The 16,947-nt window shown below is 69.7% G+C and carries 12 protein-coding genes; 8 read left to right on the top strand and 4 right to left on the bottom strand.

Annotation, left to right across the window (positions count from 1 at the left end; genetic code table 11):
* The first annotated feature begins 99 nt into the window (after window positions 1-99).
* Both Q9R08_RS11585 and Q9R08_RS11580 read left to right on the top strand, forming a co-directional pair.
* Window positions 100-552, top strand: coding sequence for a GNAT family N-acetyltransferase (locus Q9R08_RS11585; protein ID WP_308868168.1), 453 nt, complete (start codon window positions 100-102; stop codon window positions 550-552).
* A 161-nt stretch (window positions 553-713) separates the two neighbouring features.
* Window positions 714-1,682 (top strand): acetylxylan esterase, encoded by a 969-nt coding sequence (locus tag Q9R08_RS11580; RefSeq protein ID WP_308868167.1) that lies wholly within the window; start codon window positions 714-716, stop codon window positions 1,680-1,682.
* 82 nt (window positions 1,683-1,764) lie between these two features.
* Here Q9R08_RS11580 and Q9R08_RS11575 read toward each other — a convergent pair whose 3' ends face one another.
* Both Q9R08_RS11575 and Q9R08_RS11570 read right to left on the bottom strand, forming a co-directional pair.
* Window positions 1,765-3,900, bottom strand: a complete 2,136-nt coding sequence (locus Q9R08_RS11575) for an alpha-galactosidase (RefSeq protein ID WP_308868166.1) — start codon at window positions 3,898-3,900, stop codon at window positions 1,765-1,767.
* On the bottom strand, window positions 3,897-4,919 hold the full coding sequence (locus Q9R08_RS11570; RefSeq protein ID WP_308868165.1) for a LacI family DNA-binding transcriptional regulator: 1,023 nt from the start codon (window positions 4,917-4,919) through the stop codon (window positions 3,897-3,899). Before Q9R08_RS11570 ends, Q9R08_RS11575 begins: the two co-directional genes overlap by 4 nt.
* Window positions 4,920-5,200: 281 nt before the next feature.
* On the opposite strand from Q9R08_RS11570, the gene Q9R08_RS11565 reads away from it, so the two are divergent.
* From Q9R08_RS11565 to Q9R08_RS11540, 6 genes are all read left to right on the top strand, one after another.
* The gene (locus Q9R08_RS11565) at window positions 5,201-6,514 is read left to right on the top strand and encodes an ABC transporter substrate-binding protein (protein WP_308868164.1); all 1,314 of its coding nucleotides are present in this window, start codon (window positions 5,201-5,203) and stop codon (window positions 6,512-6,514) included.
* Window positions 6,515-6,533: 19 nt separating this feature from the next.
* Window positions 6,534-7,526: a carbohydrate ABC transporter permease gene (locus Q9R08_RS11560; protein WP_308868163.1), complete on the top strand. Its 993-nt coding sequence runs from the start codon at window positions 6,534-6,536 to the stop codon at window positions 7,524-7,526.
* Complete coding sequence (locus tag Q9R08_RS11555) at window positions 7,523-8,425, top strand: carbohydrate ABC transporter permease (RefSeq protein ID WP_308868162.1); 903 nt, start codon at window positions 7,523-7,525, stop codon at window positions 8,423-8,425. Before Q9R08_RS11560 ends, Q9R08_RS11555 begins: the two co-directional genes overlap by 4 nt.
* Window positions 8,422-10,926, top strand: a complete 2,505-nt coding sequence (locus Q9R08_RS11550; protein ID WP_308868161.1) for a glycoside hydrolase family 2 protein — start codon at window positions 8,422-8,424, stop codon at window positions 10,924-10,926. Before Q9R08_RS11555 ends, Q9R08_RS11550 begins: the two co-directional genes overlap by 4 nt.
* On the top strand, window positions 10,923-11,906 hold the full coding sequence (locus tag Q9R08_RS11545; RefSeq protein ID WP_418001344.1) for a glycoside hydrolase family 113: 984 nt from the start codon (window positions 10,923-10,925) through the stop codon (window positions 11,904-11,906). Before Q9R08_RS11550 ends, Q9R08_RS11545 begins: the two co-directional genes overlap by 4 nt.
* Before the next feature lie 179 nt (window positions 11,907-12,085).
* Entirely contained in the window at window positions 12,086-12,997 is a 912-nt protein-coding gene (locus Q9R08_RS11540) for an N-acetylglucosamine kinase (RefSeq protein ID WP_308868160.1), read from the top strand.
* 77 nt (window positions 12,998-13,074) lie between these two features.
* Here the strand turns inward: Q9R08_RS11540 and Q9R08_RS11535 are convergent, their stop codons facing one another.
* On the bottom strand, window positions 13,075-14,889 hold the full coding sequence (locus tag Q9R08_RS11535; protein ID WP_308868159.1) for an ABC transporter ATP-binding protein: 1,815 nt from the start codon (window positions 14,887-14,889) through the stop codon (window positions 13,075-13,077).
* Window positions 14,886-16,724, bottom strand: coding sequence for an ABC transporter ATP-binding protein (locus tag Q9R08_RS11530; protein ID WP_308868158.1), 1,839 nt, complete (start codon window positions 16,722-16,724; stop codon window positions 14,886-14,888). Before Q9R08_RS11530 ends, Q9R08_RS11535 begins: the two co-directional genes overlap by 4 nt.
* Window positions 16,725-16,947 lie beyond the last annotated feature (223 nt).

The raw sequence follows: 16,947 nt of genomic DNA, 5'->3' as shown, positions 1-16,947 counted from the left end.
AGGCCCACCTCTGCGACCGCGGCGACATCGCGTGTGAACACCGCGTTAATCCGCTGCCCGCAGAGTGCCGGATGTCGTCATCCGGGCTAGCCTGGGCCCATGGGTGATCTGCGACTCGTCGAACTGTCCGCTGCGACCATCGTGGCGGTCAACAATCTGTCGCTCAAGCCCGGCCAGGAGGAGTACCTCTCGCCCGTGAGCTACGGCATCGCGGCGACCGTGGTGAATCCGCAGACGGCGTGGCAGCGCGTCGTGCTCGACGGCGATGAAGTGGTCGCCTTCGTGAGCGCCAACTTCGATCCGGACGACCCGGTGGAGCACTTCCGCTCTGTGCTGTGGCGCATCAACGTCGACGCCGACGACCAGGGCCGCGGCGTCGGGCGCTTCGCCGTGAAGGGCCTCATCGAAGAGGCTCGCAACCGCGGCATGGACCACGTCTGCGTCATCTACGAAGCCGGCGAAGGGGGTCCGCAGCAGTTCTTCGAGCGTGTGGGCTTCACACCGGTCGGTGAGACCGAGTACGGTGAGGTCATCGCAGAGATCCGTCTCTGACGCACAGCCGCCCGAATCCCCCGGCAGACTTTCCCCACACCGCGCCCACCGGGCGCGCCAGAGACCGGCGGCGGGGCCTCGAATACCCCTCCCCCATCGAGGCCTCGTCGCCTTCTCGAAGCTCGTCGAAACGCTTGCGCGCGACGCACTAGGGTAAGTCCGTGCCGAGATTCGATCTGTCCCCCGCGGAGCTCGCGGACTACGTGCCCGAGGTTCGCGAACCCGCCGATTTCGACGACTTCTGGAATGCCACGATCGCGGCGTCGCGACAGTGGGATGCCGCACCCGAGGTCACGCTGCTCGACACGCCGTACACGCTGGTCGACATCTTCGATGTGACGTTCCCCGGCTTCGGGGGCGACCCGGTCAAGGCGTGGCTCACGCTCCCGGCGGGCGCCACCGGCCCTCTGCCGGCCGTCGTCGAGTACCAGGGCTACGGCGGAGGCCGTGGCCTGCCCGGCGAGCGCATCGGCTGGGCCGCCGCCGGGTACGCGCACCTCTTCATGGACACGCGTGGCCAGGGCTCGATGTGGGGCTCGGGCGGCGACACGCTGGATCCGCACGGCACCGGTCCCTCGTCATCCGGCTTCATGACGCGCGGCATCGAGGACCCCGCGACGTACTACTACCGCCGGGTCTTCACGGATGCCGTGCGCGCGGTGGACGCCGTGCGCACGCTCCCGCAGGTGGACGCCGACCGGGTGGCGGTGTGCGGCGCGAGCCAGGGCGGCGGCATCGCCATCGCCGCGGCGGGCCTGTCCGACGGCCTCGTGGCCGTCATGCCGGACGTGCCCTTCCTCTGCCACTTCGAGCGCGCCGTCGGCCTCACCGGCGACGACCCCTACCAGGAGGTCGTGCGCTACCTGGCCGTGCACCGCGGCGCCGACAAGCGCGTGTTCGAGACCCTGTCGTACTTCGACGGTGTGAACATGGCGAAGCGGGCGGATGCCGCGGCCCTGTACTCGGTCGCCCTGATGGATACGATCTGCCCGCCGTCGACCGTCTACGCCGCGTTCAACCGGCACGACACGGCCGACAAGCGCATCGAGGTCTACACGCACAACGGCCATGAGGGCGGTCAGGCGTTCCAGTTCCCGAAGCAGGCCCGCTTCCTCGGCGCCCTCCTCTGACGCGTCGCGGGGGTGACTCAGCCGCCGGCGGGGGGCCAACCCTCACACGGTCATCGAGCGAGCCTGCGACACGAAGCGCGGGTCAGAGCGCCTCGAGGTGCAGGACGAACGCCTGCAGCGGCCACAGCGTCGGCAGCTGCAGACCCACCTCCGCGAGGAGCGACCCCGGCAGCTCGATCTCGCCCTCGGTGAACCACTCCGGCGCGATCCACCCGTACTCGGCGGCGCCGATCTCTCGGCGCACGCGGACGCGATAGCGCCGGTCGGGATCGAGCCCGGCCAACCGTAGTCGCTCGGCGCGGGCGTCTTCGAGACTGGCCACCGTCGCGACGACGACCACGGCTGCGTCCGCTCCGACGAAGGCGGTGACGCGCCAGGCCGGATCCCGCAACTCGGGGTGCAGCACGCGCCCGCTGTGGACGATGTGGCGCAGCTCCTTGTAGAGGGCTGCGAAGCGCGTGATCGTGGCGGCCTCATCCGCATCGCACGACAGGATGTCCCATTCGAACCCCGCCGAGCCCATGAGGCTCGTCGCCATCCGGTACGACAGCGCAGTGGTGCGGCCCGAGGAGTGCGAGGTCGTCGGACCGACGTGCGCGCCGACGAGCTCGGGCGGCAGCAGCAGACCGGTCCAGCGCTGGATGTCCTGCCGTTCGACCGGATCGTTCGAGTCGCTCGCCCACACCCGGTCGGTGACGTCGAGGATGCCGAGGTCGGTGCGTGCGCCCCCGCTCGAGCACGACTCGATCTCGAGCGACGGGTGCGCGGACTTCAGGGCGGCGAGCAGGGCGTACACCGCCGTCGTCTGCGCGTGTCCGCCGGGGCGCCCGGCGTGCACGCTCTCGACGAGGTCGCGGTTGTGGTCCCACTTGATGAAGTCGATGCCGAGCTCGGTGACCAGCGCGTCGATCTGGCTGAAGACATGCGCGTAGGCATCCGGATTCGCCAGGTCCATGACGTACTGCCCCCGCCACGACAGCGCGACGTCGTGGTCCAGGTGCCGCGGATTGTGCAGCAGCCAGTCGGGGTGGGCTCGGGCGACGTCGGAGTCGAGACTGATCATCTCGGGCTCGAACCACAGCCCGAACTGCAGGCCGAGCTCGTGCACGCGGTCGGCGAGCGGGCCGAGGCCCTCGGGCCACACAGACCGGTCGACGGTCCAGTCTCCGAGGCTCGTCGAGTCGTCGCGGCGCCCCTGGAACCAGCCGTCGTCGAGCACGAACCGCTCGATCCCGACCCCGGCCGCGCGCTCGGCGAGCGCGGCGAGGCGCGCCGGATCGTGGTCGAAGTACACGGCTTCCCAGGTGTTGAGGACGAGCGGGCGCGGTGCGGACGGATGCTGCGGCCGGGCGCGGAGCCACGTGTGGACGCGGTGCGCGAAACCGTCCAGCCCCGCGGTCGTGTGGACGAAGGCCGCTCGGGGCGCGAGGTACTCGTCCCCGGGCGTGAGCCGGACCTCGCCCGGGCGCAGCAGCTCCCCCGCGCCGATGAGGGTCACGGCGTCGGTGACGCGGTCGACGCGGGTCGTGAGGTCGCTGGACCAGGCGAGATGGACGCCCCACAGCGCACCGTCGTCCCAGCGCGGCGCGCCGATCGCTGCGATCGCGGCGACGGGACTGTCGTGCCCGGGGCGACCTCGCCGCGACTGCCGCACGGTGGCACCGGCGGGCATCGGCGTCACGACAGGGCGCTTCTCGCGGGTCCACCGGCCGTCGAAGGTCAGCAGCGTGTCGGTCGTCGACGGCACGGGAAGTGTCGCCTCGAGCCAGTCGACGTCGACGGCCTCGGCATCCGACTCGCCCTCATGCGTGAGAGCGTGCTGCACCCAGACGACCCCGCCGCGCTCGATGCGGATCGTGACCGACAGCCGCAGGGCGGATGCCGCGTCCTGTGCGGACACACTCAGGGAGGTGTCGTCTGCCTCGACGCCGGTGACCACCCAACGCGCGTGGTGCACCACCCCGTCACGGCGCAGCTGCATTCCGGGCCGCCCGCTCCAGCCGTCCGCCTCCTGCGGCGACAGCGACAGCTGCCCGGCGGCGTCCAGCGTGCCGGGAGGGGTCTGCCTGCTCAGCGCCCGGGCGAGGGCCTCGGCATCGGCATCCGTGATCCGTCCCACCGCGGCACCCCAGTGCAGCACGCGCGGCAGTCCCGCACCGCGGGCGTCGACGATCACGCCGACGCCCTCGTTCTCGAGACGGATGAAGCCGGAAGTCATGCAGAGGTCCTTTCAGCAGGGGGTCGCTCGCCGGTGCCGCGCGGTACCAGCCACGTGGGCATCTCGAGCTGACGCGTGAAGCCGGCCGGGTCCTGCATGCGCTCGATGGCGAGCGTCGCAGCGGCGCGACCGAGCGCCAGCGGGTCGTAGTTGATGACGGTCACGCCGAGCACATCGGCGGTGTCGAAGTCGTCGAAGCCGATGAGTGCGGTGCTCCGGTCGTCGCGGTCGCGCAGCACGCGCAGCGCCGCGACCGTCACGCGGTTGTTGCCGGTGATGATGGCCGTCGGCGCGTCGTCCTGCGCGAGCAGGTCTGCGATGAACCCGTCGGCCGGTGTCGCGAGATCGTCGGCGAGGCGCTCCCACGGCGACGAGTCGTCGATGCCGTAGGCGGCGAGCGCGTCACGGTAGCCCCGCAGGCGCTCGGCCTGCGTGTACACGGATGCCGGATTGCAGATGTAGCCGATGCGGCGATGGCCACGCTCGAGGAGGCGGGTCGTGGCCTCGAACACGCCGCGATGGTTCTCGAGGACGATCGAGTCGGCGACGAGGTTGCGCGCCGGGCGGTCGATCGCGATGACGGGCGTGCCGAGGTGTCGCTCGCCCTCGAGATACGACTGGTCCTCCGCCACCGGGATGAGCAGGAGCGCGCCGAGCCGCTGACTGAGCAGGGTGTCGGCGACACGCTCCTCGCCCTCTGCGGTGTCGTCGGTGGTCGCCACGACGAGCGAGTACCCGTTGGCGGCGAGCTCACGCTCGATGCCGGCGGCGAGCTTGTAGTAGAACGGGTTGCTCAGCTCGCCCATGATGAAGCCGATGGTGTTCGTCGGTCCCCCGCGCCGCAGGTTGCGCGCGAGCGGGTTGGGACGGAACCGCAGCCGCTTGGCCGCGGCGAGCACGCGTTCGACCGTGTCGGGCGCGACCAGCTCGCGGTGCGTGAAGACCCGCGACACCGTCTTGGAGCTCACGCCCGCAAGACGGGCGACGTCTTCGAGGGTCGCGCGCTGCTGAACGGTCATCGGGGCCTCCTTGCCGGGCGCTTCACGCTAGCACCCTGATGACCGGAATGTCTACGTGGGACATTGAAGAGACATTCATCGATTGCATCGCGGAAGCGAGCGAAATTAAGCCCGGGTGAAGCGGAGTTTCTGTCAGCCGTTCGCCCACAGGACAAGACAAGACAGCGCTGACATGCGAAGGTTGCGGAACCGTTTCGAATGTGCCTAATCTGACGCCGCGACGACACGGTGCGATGACGCGCACCGGCAGTTCAAGGGCGAACCTGACAAGGAGACATCACATGGCGAAGAAGGCATTCGCGGGCATCGCGCTGCTGGCCACGGCCGCGGTCGCGATGAGCGGCTGCGCCGGCGGCGGCGCGAGCGACGCGGACAACACGATCGACGGCGAGGTCAAGGGCGACATCAAGGTCGTCACCTGGCGCACCGACCTCGTCGAGGACGGCACGTTCGAGAAGTACGCCGAGGAGTTCAACAAGGAGTACCCCGACGTCAAGGTCACGTTCGAGGGCATCACCGACTACGCAGGCGAGATGCTCACCCGCATGAGCACGACGAACTACGGCGACGTCATCGGCATCCCGGCCATCAAGCCCGACCAGTACGAGCAGTTCCTCGAGCCGCTCGGCGAGACGGCCGACTTCGAGGACACGTATCGCTTCCTTCCGGCCGCGAGCTACGACGGCACGCAGTACGGCATCGCGTGGGGCGGCAACGCCAACGGCGTCGTCTACAACAAGAAGATCTTCGAGGAGGCGGGTGTCACCGCGCTCCCCACCAGCCACGACGAGTGGCTGGACGCGCTGCAGAAGGTCAAGGACAACACCGACGCCATCCCGATGTACACCAACTACAAGGACGGCTGGCCGCTCACGCAGAGCTTCGGCAACCTGGGCGCCATCACCGACGATCCCGATGCGCCGATCACGATGGCGGAAGACCCGGCTCCCTGGACCGAGGGCACGGACGTCTACGCGATCGACGGCCTGCTGTACGACACCGTCGCCGCCGGCCTGACCGAGGACGACCCGCTCACCACCAACTGGGAGCAGTCGAAGGTCGACCTCGGCACCGGCAAGATCGCCACCATGCCGCTCGGTTCGTGGGCCATCTCGCAGATGCAGGCCGCCGCCGAGGAGAACGGCGGATCGGCGGACGACATCGGCTACATGGCGTTCCCCGCCAACGTGGACGGCACGCAGCTCGCCGTCATCGGCGGCGACTACAACCTGGCCGTGAGCAAGCACTCCAAGGCCAAGGCCGCCGCGTGGGCGTGGATCCAGTGGGTCGTCGAGGACTCGGGCTACACCGAGGCGCAGGGCATGATCTCGCCGGTGCTCGACAAGCCGCTTCCCGAGAACCTGCAGGGCTTCGAAGAGGCGGGGGTCGAACTGATGGAGATCAACCCCGCCCCGGCGGGCAAGGAAGGCCTCATCAACAACATCGCCGATGACTCGCAGATCGACCTTTACGGCCCGATCTACCGCCAGAAGCTCGTCGACATCGCCCGCGGCGCCGCCGACGGCGACAAGGAGAGCTACTTCGCCGAGCTGAACGAGCGCTGGGGCGCCTCGGTCGAGAAGCTCGCAGGCTGACCGGGAGGACGGCAGAGACATGGCCATCGCAACTCCGGGAGCGGCACCGGCGGATGCCCCTGCCGTCCTCTCGGCCCCCGCGCGGGCGCGTCGGTTCGGCGGGCCGTCCCGCCGGACCGACCGCCGGCGTGGCGGCTCCGCAGGACGCAACGTCCTGCAGCACCTCACCCCGTGGTTCTTCCTGGCCGCGGCGGTCGGACTGCTGCTCCTGTTCACCTACTGGCCGGCGCTGAACCTCTTCTACTTCAGCGTCACGGACTGGGACGGCATCGATCTCCAGAAGAACTTCGTCGGACTCGACAACTACGTGCAGGTGTTCACGGACCCGCGCATCTTCTCGGTGTTCGGCGTCAGCCTGTACTACTTCTTCGCGTCGTTCGCGCAGATGGCGATCGCGCTGTACTTCGCCACGCTCCTCAGCTTCTCGACGCGCTTCTCGAACCTGTTCCGCGGCATCCTGTTCTTCCCGTATCTCATCAACGGCGTCGCGATCGGCTTCGTCTTCCTCTACCTGTTCCAGCCCGGCGGCACGCTCGACACGGTGCTCAGCTGGTTCGGCGTGGCGGACCCGCCGCAGTGGCTCGGCAACCCCGACGTGGTCAACTGGTCACTGGCCGGCACTTCGGTGTGGCGCTACACCGGAATGAACTTCGTGCTCTTCCTCGGTGCGATCCAGTCGATTCCGCACGAGCTGTACGAGGCGGCGGATCTGGACGGCGCGAGCCGCTGGCAGCAGTTCTGGGCCATCATCTTCCCCGGCATCCGGCGTGTGATCGGCCTCTCGTTCATCCTCGCGATCGCCGGCAGCCTCAGCGTCTTCGAGATCCCCTTCATCATGACCGGCGGCGCCAACGGATCGGCGACGTTCGTCATCCAGACGCTGCAGACCGCCTTCAGCTTCCGGCAGGTCGGCCTCGCCTCCGCGATGGCCGTCGTGCTGCTGGCGATCGTGCTGGTGATCACGTGGATCCAGCGCAAGGTGTTCCCCGACGAGAAGGTCGACCTGACATGACCACCACCGAACCACAGCGCACGATGCCGTTGCGCACCACGCCCCCGCGCACGATCAAGGGCCGCTCCCTCGGCGAGCGCCTCCGCGGCGTCAGCGCGACCACGGCGAAGTACCTCAGCCTGATCATCGCGTCGGTGCTGACGCTGCTGCCCCTGTCGGTGCTGCTGTTCGCGAGCCTCAAGACCGCACCCGAGTACGCCCAGACGGGCCCGTTCGACCCGCCCGAGAACTGGCTCAACTTCGACAACTTCGTCACCGCGTTCACGAGCGGCGAGATGCTGGAGGGCTTCGTCAACACCGCGATCGTGCTCGGGGTGTCGCTGGCGGGCACCATCTTCATCGGCACCATGGCCGCCTATGCGCTCGACCGGTTCGCGTTCCGCGGCAAGAAGCTCGTGTTCAGCCTGTTCCTCGTCGCCACCCTGATCCCCAGCGTGACGAGCCAGGTCGCGACCTTCCAGCTCATCAACGGGCTCGGGCTCTACGACACCAAGGCCGCGCTGATCCTGCTCTTCATGGGCACCGACATCATCGCGATCTACCTGTTCATCCAGTTCATGCAGTCGATCCCGGTCTCCCTCGACGAGGCGGCGATGATCGACGGCGCGAACCGGTGGACGATCTACTGGCGCATCGTGCTGCCCCTGCTGCGACCCGCCATCGCGACGGTCGTCATCATCAAGGGCATCGCGGTGTACAACGAGTTCTACGCACCATTCCTCTATCTGCCGTCCGAAGGACTGATCTCCACGTCGCTGTTCCGGTTCAAGGGACCGTTCGGCGCCCAGTGGGAGGTCATCTCGGCCGGCACCGTCCTCGTCATCATCCCGACCCTCGTCGCCTTCCTGCTGCTGCAGCGATGGATCTACAAGGGCCTCACCGCAGGAGCCGTCAAGTGACCACCGCCCTCTCGTTCCGTCCGCTCGACTCGGGCTGGACCCTCCGCGCCGCCGCCGGACCGGTACCGGACGGGCTCGCCGGCGACGTCGCCGCCACGGTGCCCGGCTGCGTGCACACCGACCTGCTCGCCGCCGGCCTCATCCCCGACCCCTTCCTCGACGACAACGAGTCCGCGCTCGCGTGGATCGGGCTGGTCGACTGGACATACGAGACGTCGTTCACGTGGACGCCGGACGGCGCCGACCGCACCGATCTGGTCTTCGAGGGCCTCGACACCGTGACCACGATCCTGCTCAACGGCAAGGAGATCGGGGCGACGGCCAACCAGCACCGCTCCTACCGGTTCGACGTTCGCGATGCGCTCGTCGAGGGCGACAACGACCTCGTCGTGCGCTTCCGCTCGCCCATCAAGTACGCCAACGAGCAGAGTGCCCTGCTCGGAGTACGGCAGCGGCCGTACCCGCTCCCCTACGACGCCATCCGCAAGTCGGCGTGCAGCTTCGGCTGGGACTGGGGCATCGCGACCTACACCAGCGGCATCGTCAAGCCGGTCGGTCTGGAGTCCTGGTCGGTCGCGCGCCTGGCGCAGACCCGTGTGGTCGCGACGCCGGCGGGCGACGGCGGCACGATCACCGTCGACGTGGAGGTCGAGCGGGCGGCCGAGGCATCGCTCCCCCTCTCCGTGAGCGTCGCGGTGAACGGGCCGGGGTTGGGCGACGGGTCGCTTCCGGGCGCGGTCGTCGAACTCGAGGGTGGTCGTGCGCACGTGCGACTGGAGCTGCCTGACGTGCAGCGCTGGTGGCCTGCGGGCTACGGCGAGCAGCCGCTCTACGTCGTCGACGTCCGTCTGCAGGGTGGCGACGGCCCGGATCCGCTGGATGCCACGCACCGCGTCGTCGGGTTCCGCGACGTGCGGTGGGACATGACTCCCGATGAGTCGGGCACGCCGTTCACGCTGGTCGTCAACGACCAGCCCGTGTTCGTGAAGGGCGTGAACTGGATCCCCGACGACGCCCTCACGGTCCGCGTCACCCGCGACCGGCTGCGGCGCCGCTTCGAACAGGCGCTCGACGCCAACCTCAACCTGATCCGCGTGTGGGGCGGCGGGCTCTACGAGTCCGACGACTTCTACGAGCTCGCCGACGAGCTGGGCCTGCTGGTATGGCAGGACTTCCTGTTCGCGTGCGCCGCATACGCCGAGGAGGAGCCGCTGCGCTCCGAGGTCGAGGCGGAGGCACGCGAGAACATCGTGCGGCTCGGCCACCATGCCTCGCTCGTGCTGCTCACCGGCAACAACGAGAACCTGTGGGGGTACGAGGACTGGGGCTGGAAGCAGCGCCTGGACGGCAAGACCTGGGGCGCGCACTACTACTACGAGCTGTTCCCCGCGCTGGTCGCCGAGCTCGCCCCGCACGTGCCGTACGCGCCCGGAAGCCCGTTCAGCCCCGGCATGGGCTGGGACGGCACGGCGCAGACCGGGCCGCACCCCAACGACGAGCAGCACGGCTCCATGCACCTGTGGGAGCAGTGGAACCGGCTCGACTGGACGACGTACCGCGACCACAAGCCCCGGTTCGTGGCCGAGTTCGGCTGGCAGGGTCCGCCGGCGTGGAGCACGCTCGTGCGCTCGATCAGCGACGACCCGCTCACCCCTGAATCGCCCGGCATGATCGTGCACCAGAAGGCGATGGAGGGCAACACCAAGCTCACGAGCGGCCTGATCCCCCACTTCCGGATGCCGGAGGCCATGGAGGACTGGCACTGGGCGATGCAACTCAACCAGGCACTGGCCGTGCGCACCGCGCTCGAGCACTTCCGCTCGTGGGCGCCGCACACCCAGGGCGCGATCGTCTGGCAGCTGAACGACTGCTGGCCGGTGACGTCGTGGGCGGCCATCGACGGCGACGAGCGCCCGAAGCCCCTGTACTACGGGCTGAAGAACGCGTTCGCCCCGCGTCTGGCGACCGTGCAGCCGCGCGACGGCGGACTCGCCGCCGTTCTCGTGAACGACACCGCCGAGACCTGGGAGGGCGAGCTCCTGGCGCGTCGCGTCGGCTTCGGGGGCGACGAAATCGCCCGGTTCGCCGCGCCGGTCTCGCTCGCGCCGCGCGAGACGATCACCGTTCCTCTCTCTGCCGACATCGCCACGGCCCGCGAGGCGGCGAGCGAGCTCGTGGTCGCCGGCGTCGACGACGTGCGCGGTCACTGGTTCTTCGCTGAGCCGCGCGAGTCGGCGCTCGCCGCCGCCGAGGTCGAGCTCCGCACCGAGCCGGCTGCGGGGGGCACGCTGGTCTCGCTCACCGCCGGCTCCCTCGTGCGCGATCTCACCCTGCTGGTCGACAAGGTGGATCCCGCCGCCGTCGCGTCAGACGGCCTCGTGACGCTGCTGCCCGGCGAGAGCACGACGCTGCTCGTGCGACACGCCGGCGACGCACTCGCGGCATCCGCGCTGTCCGATCCTCGGGTGCTGCGCACGGCCAACGAGCTGGTCGCGTCGTGACCGTCGAGACCACCCAGGCGCTCGGGCCGTACGTGGCCGGAATGACCTGGGGCTGGACCGGCGTGCGCGGCACGTGGGCGACGCCCTCGGCGTCCCACTCCCTGCGGGCCATGGCCGATCACGGCGTCAACTGGACCGCGATCGCGTACTCGGCCCTGCAGGAGACCGCGCAGTCGACCGATGTGCGCTTCCGCGAGGCGCCGACGGTGACCGACGACGAGGTGGTGTGGGCCATTCGCGAGGCCAAGGGGCTCGGGCTGAAGGTGTGCCTCAAGCCGGTCGTCAACGTCGCCGACGGCACGTGGCGCGCCTACATCGGCTTCTTCGACCGGGACGTCCCCGGAGAGCCGACGTGGGGCGAGTGGTTCGCCTCGTACCGCGAGTTCATCCTGCACGCGGCCCGCATCGCCGAGTCGGAGGGCTGCGAGATGCTCTGCATCGGCTGCGAGATGGTGCGTGCCGACGCCCGTGAGGACGAGTGGCGTGCGCTGATCGCCGCCGTGCGCGCGGTGTACTCAGGCGTCGTCACCTACAACTGCGACAAGTATCAGGAGGACCGCCTCTCCTGGTGGGACGCGGTGGACGTCGTCACCTCCAGCGGCTACTACCCGATCGACCGATGGGATGCCGAGCTCGACCGCATCGAGAATGCGGTGGCCGCGGCGGGCAAGCCGTTCTTCTTCATGGAGGCCGGATGCCCCTCTCGCGAGGGCTCGCCGGATCGCCCCAACGACTGGTCGCTGGCCGGCGCCCCGTCCGGCGCGGCGCAGCTGCGCTACTACGAGGCCATGTTCGCCGCGTGCGACGCGCGCCCCTGGGTGCGCGGTTTCATGCTGTGGGACTGGCCGCCCCGCCTCTATGCGGACGATGAGGCGGCCGCGAACGACGACTACTGCCCGTACGGCAAGCCGGCCGGCGAGTTCCTCCGCGAGGCGTACGGTCTGCGCGCGGCCGACGCAGAGATGTCGCAGCAGCCATGACCGAACGCACGGCGACAGGGGTATCCGCGGAAGCCCCGTCAGGTGGAGCATCATCCTGGGATGACGCGACGGCCGGCAGCGGTCGGCAGGGGGCGAACGGGGCCCACGAGACCCCGGCGGCCGGCGGAAGCGCTCGCGCCGGAGCGACCGACTCGGCGGGAAGAAGGGGCGACAGCCGTATGGGCACAGTACTGGCGATCGATGCCGGGCAGACCGGCATCAAGGTGCGCGTGCGGGAGCACGACCTGGTCTTCCCCGGCATCCGCACCCACGAGCCGCTGCTGCCGCAGCTCGCCGCCGTCGCGCACGCCGCGATCGAGCGCACCGGCGCCGAGGTGTCGGTCGTGAGCGCGGGCGTGTCGGGGCTGACGACGAAGGAGGCGGATGCCGCGGAGTTCCTCGCCCGCATCGCCGACCCGACGGTGCGCGAGGTGATCCTGGCGCACGACTCGACCACCTCGTTCCTTGGAGCGCTCGGCGACACCCGGGGCTCGGTGGTCGCCGCGGGCACCGGCGTGGTCACCCTCGCCGTGGGCGCCGAGCGCGTGGCCCGCGTGGACGGGTGGGGCTACCTCATGGGCGACGCCGGCAGCGGCTACTGGATCGGGCGCGAGGCGCTCGACGCCGTGATGCGCGAGTTCGACGGTCGCGGCCCGGCGACGCGGCTCCGCGAGGTCGCGGAGGAGCGGTGGCCCGACCTCGGGCAGGCGTACATCCACCTGCAGTCCGCCGACGACCGGGTGAGCGTGGTCGCCTCGTTCGCCGAGCACGTCGCACGTCTGGCGTCCGACGGCGACGCGGTGTCGCAGAACATCACGGTGCGGGCCGGCGGGGAGCTCGCCCACAGTGTCGAGACGTCGCTGCGGCGGGTCCGCTCCGACGACGCCGGCGAGCGCTTCGCGGCATGCGCCATCGGCGGCGTGTTCCGCTCGCCGCAGCTGCTCGAGGCGTTCGCCTCGCACATCGCGGCGAGCGAGCTGGACGTGACGCTCGTCGAGCCGCGCGGCCACGGCATCGACGGCGCCGCTGCCCTCGCGGGCCTGGCGCCGCAGCATCCGCTCGCCCACGCGGTGTCGATCGCCCGCGCCTGATACCCCGGAACAAGCGGATGCCCCGGCCCTGTGTGGACAGGTGGGCCGGGGCATCCGGATCTCGCGCAGACCGGTGGTCAGACCAGCGACTCCCGCCATGCGCTGTGGAGCTGGGCGAACTTGCCGTCGCCGCCGATCAGCGCGTCGGGGGCGTCGTCCTCGATGATGCGGCCGTGCTCCATGACCAGCACGCGGTCCGCGATCGCGACCGTCGACAGACGGTGCGCGATGATGATCGCGGTGCGGTCGGCGAGCAGGGTCTGCAGGGCATCCTGGATCTGCCGCTCGGACGGCATGTCGAGCGACGCGGTCGCCTCGTCGAGGATGAGCACCGCCGGGTTCGCGAGGAAGGCGCGCGCGAACGAGACCAGCTGACGCTGTCCCGCCGACACGCGGCCGCCGCGCTTGTTCACGTCGGTGTCGTAGCCGTCCGGCAGGGCCTCGATGAAGGCGTCCGCCCCCACCGCCCTCGCGGCGGCCTTGATCTCGTCGAGCGTCGCGTCGGGCTTGCCGAGCGCGATGTTGTCGGCGACCGTGCCGCTGAAGAGGTACGCCTCCTGCGTGACCATGACGATCGCGCGGCGCAGATCCTTGGGGTGCAGCGACCGCAGGTCCACGTCGTCGAGCGTCACCGCGCCCTTCGTCGGGTCGTAGAACCGCGACACGAGCTTGGCGAGCGTCGACTTGCCGGCGCCCGTCGTGCCGACGAGGGCGATCGTCTGCCCGGCGGGGATGTCGAGCGAGAAGTCCGGCAGGATCGTGCGCCCGTTGCCGTACCCGAACTCCACGTTGCGGAACTCGAGGTGGCCCTTCGCCGACCAGAGGTCGACCGGGTGCTTCGGATCGGGAACCGTGGGCTCCTCCTCGAGCACGCCCGACACCTTCTCGAGCGCCGCCGTCGCGGACTGGTACGAGTTCAGGAAGAACGCGACCTCCTGCAGCGGAGAGAAGAAGTTGCGGACGTACAGCACGGCCGACAGCAGGAACCCGATCTCCATCGCGCCGTCGACGACACGGATGCCGCCCCACGCGATCACGACCGCGAGGGTCACGGACGCCACGGCCATGAGTCCCGGCTCGAACGTGCCGAACAGGCGGATCGAGCGCATGTTCACGTCGCGGTAGTCCATCGCCACGGCGCCGAACTCCTCGTCGTTGCGGTCCTCCTTGCGGAAGGCCTTGACGGCGCGGATGCCGGTCATCGTCTCGACGAACTTGACGATCACCTTGGCGCTGATGACGCGCGACTCCCGGTACACCAGCTGCGAGCGCGAGTAGAACCAGCGCATGAGCAGGTACAGCGGAATGCCCATGACGGTCAGGATCACACCGGACTGCCAGTCGACGATGTACAGCGCAGCCAGTGTGAAGGCGCCGTACAGGATGCCGGAGACGAGCTCGTTGAGGCCGCCGTCGAGCAGCTCGCGGATCGTGTCGAGGTCGCTCGTCTGACGCGAGATGATGCGGCCCGACGTGTACGACTCGTGGAACTCCAGGCTGAGTCGCTGCGTGTGCAGGAAGATGCGCTTGCGCAGGTCGAGCATGATCGCCTGCGTGAGGCGCGCGGCCACCACGACGTACCAGCCGATGAGGGCGGCACCGCCGAGCGCCGTCACCAGGTAGACCAGCACGACGAGGATCGTCGGCATCCAGTCCATCCGCTCCACCGCAGCGGGCAGCGCGTTGTTGATGCCGAGGCCGATCAGCCATGGGCCCGCGACCCGCAGCGCGGTCGAGACCACCAGCACGACGCCGGCGAGGATCAGCTGGCCACGGACAGGTGTGATGAGCGAGCCGAGCAGGCGCAGCGAGCGCTTGCGGATCTCCTTGCTCTCTGCGCGCGTGTAGTCGGAGCGGTCTTCGCCGCTGGTTCCGGTCACTGTGGTGCTCACAGGGTCACCTCCCCCATCGTCTCCTGAGCTTGTCGAGCGGCCTGCATGCGTGCTTCCTCGACCTCGAGACTCGAGATCACATGTCGGTAGTGGCTGCTGGTGCGCAGCAGTTCGGAGTGGGTGCCGGCCGCCGTCACGCGGCCGGCCTCGAGCAGCGCCACGCGATCGGCGAGCATGACGGTCGAGGGCCGGTGCGCCACGACGAGCGCGGTCGTCTCATGCAGGACCTGCCGAAGAGCGTCTTCGACGAGGGCCTCGGTGTCGACGTCGAGCGCCGACAGGGGGTCGTCGAGCACGAGCACGGCCGGCCGGGCGGCGACGGCGCGCGCGAGCGCGAGCCGCTGGCGCTGCCCACCGGAGAGGGACAGGCCCTCTTCGCCGATGATCGTGTCGACGCCGTCGGGCAGCTCGTCGACGAAGCCCGCCTGGGCGACGTCGAGCGCCTCGCGCAGCACGCGCTCGGCCTCGTCGCTGCCGGGCACGAGGTCCTCGCGGCCCAGCAGCACGTTGTCCCTCACGCTCTGGGAGAAGAGGGTCGCGTCCTCGAACGCCATGCTGATGTGCCGACGCAGCTCCTTGAGGGTCAGGTCGCGCACGTCGACGCCGTCCAGCGTCACCCGACCGCCGGTCACGTCGTACAGACGGGTGGGCAGGGTCGTGAGCGTCGTCTTGCCCGAGCCCGTGAGACCGACGAGTGCCATGGTCTCGCCCGGGCGGACGGCGAGGTCGATCCCGTCGAGCAGATCGCGTTCGTGGGAGGCGGCATCCTGGTAGCGGAAATGGGCGCCCTCGAAGACGAGTTCGCCGCGCGGGCGCTCGATCGTGACGGGCTCGACGGGGTCGATGATCGTGTTCTCCTCGTCGAACACCTCGAAGAGGCGGTCGGTCGCGGTGCGCGCGTCGAGGAGGAACGAGAACAGGAAGCCGATCGACTCCATCGGCCAGCGCAGCACGGTGGCCATAGCGAAGAACGCGATGAGCTCTGCGCCCTGCAGCTGGCCCATGGCCGTGAGGTAGATGCCCGCACCCAGGCACAGCGCGAACGCGATGTCGGGCAGCAGCACCAGCCAGAACCAGATCCAGCCGACCGCGCGTGCCTTGCGCAGCTCGGTCTCGCGCAGGGTCTCGGCCTGCCGGGTGAAGCGCTGGAGCGCGTGCTTGCCGCGGCCGAACGCCTTGAGGACGCGGATGCCGTGGACGCTCTCCTCGACGGAGGTCGCGAGATCGCCGGCCTGATCCTGGGACTGCCGGGCGAGCGTTCCGTACGTCTTCTCGAACCGATACCCCGCGTACCACAGCGGCGCGGAGGTGACGAGGAAGATCGTTCCGAGCAGCCAGTGCCAGCGGAACAGCAGCGCCGTGCCGACGGCGATCGTGAGGACGTTCACGACGAGCAGCACGAGACCGAAGGCGAGCCAGCGGCGCAGCATGCTGATGTCCTGCATCATGCGGCTGAGCAGCTGACCCGACTGCCAGCGGTCGTGGAAGGCGACCGGCAGCCGCTGCAGGCGCGAGTAGAAGGTCTGGCGCAGGTCGTACTCGACGAGGGTGGCGGGCGCCAGCACGAACCAGCGCCGCAGCCAGACCATGCCGGCTTCGGCGAGGCCGAGGAGCAGGATCGCTCCGGCACCCCACCAGATCGCGGTGACGTCGCCCGAGGCGATGGGGCCCTGGACGATCTGCTCGAGCACGAGCGGGATGGCGAGCGCGAGGAGGCTGGCGAAGAGCGCACTGACGGCACCCATCGTCAGTCGCGGCAGCACGGGTTTGGCGAAGGGAAGAAGGCGCGCGAGCGCGCGTGGAGTGGAGAGTCTCTCAGCGGAAGACGTAGTCATGATCCTTGGCGAGTGGTGTGGCGGGGGTGTTTCGATGCCGCGGGAACGGCGGGGACGGCGCAGCGCACAGACAGCGTGCGGGGTCGCCGGAGAGGCGTCCTGTGTGCCAGAACGCGGGAGCTGGTGATCCTATGCCGCGCGGCGTTGCGAGCGGCGGCGCCGCGGATGCGGCGGATCGGCGGAGGTCGGCCCGGGGTTTATCCCTCGAGGGCGACGCGCGGCG

Origin of the sequence: Microbacterium psychrotolerans (genome assembly GCF_031085295.1) — a bacterium.
In the GTDB taxonomy this organism is placed as follows: domain Bacteria; phylum Actinomycetota; class Actinomycetes; order Actinomycetales; family Microbacteriaceae; genus Microbacterium; species Microbacterium psychrotolerans.
The sequence above is the reverse complement of the archived record's forward strand: the minus strand, read 5'-3'. Positions and strand labels throughout refer to the sequence as shown.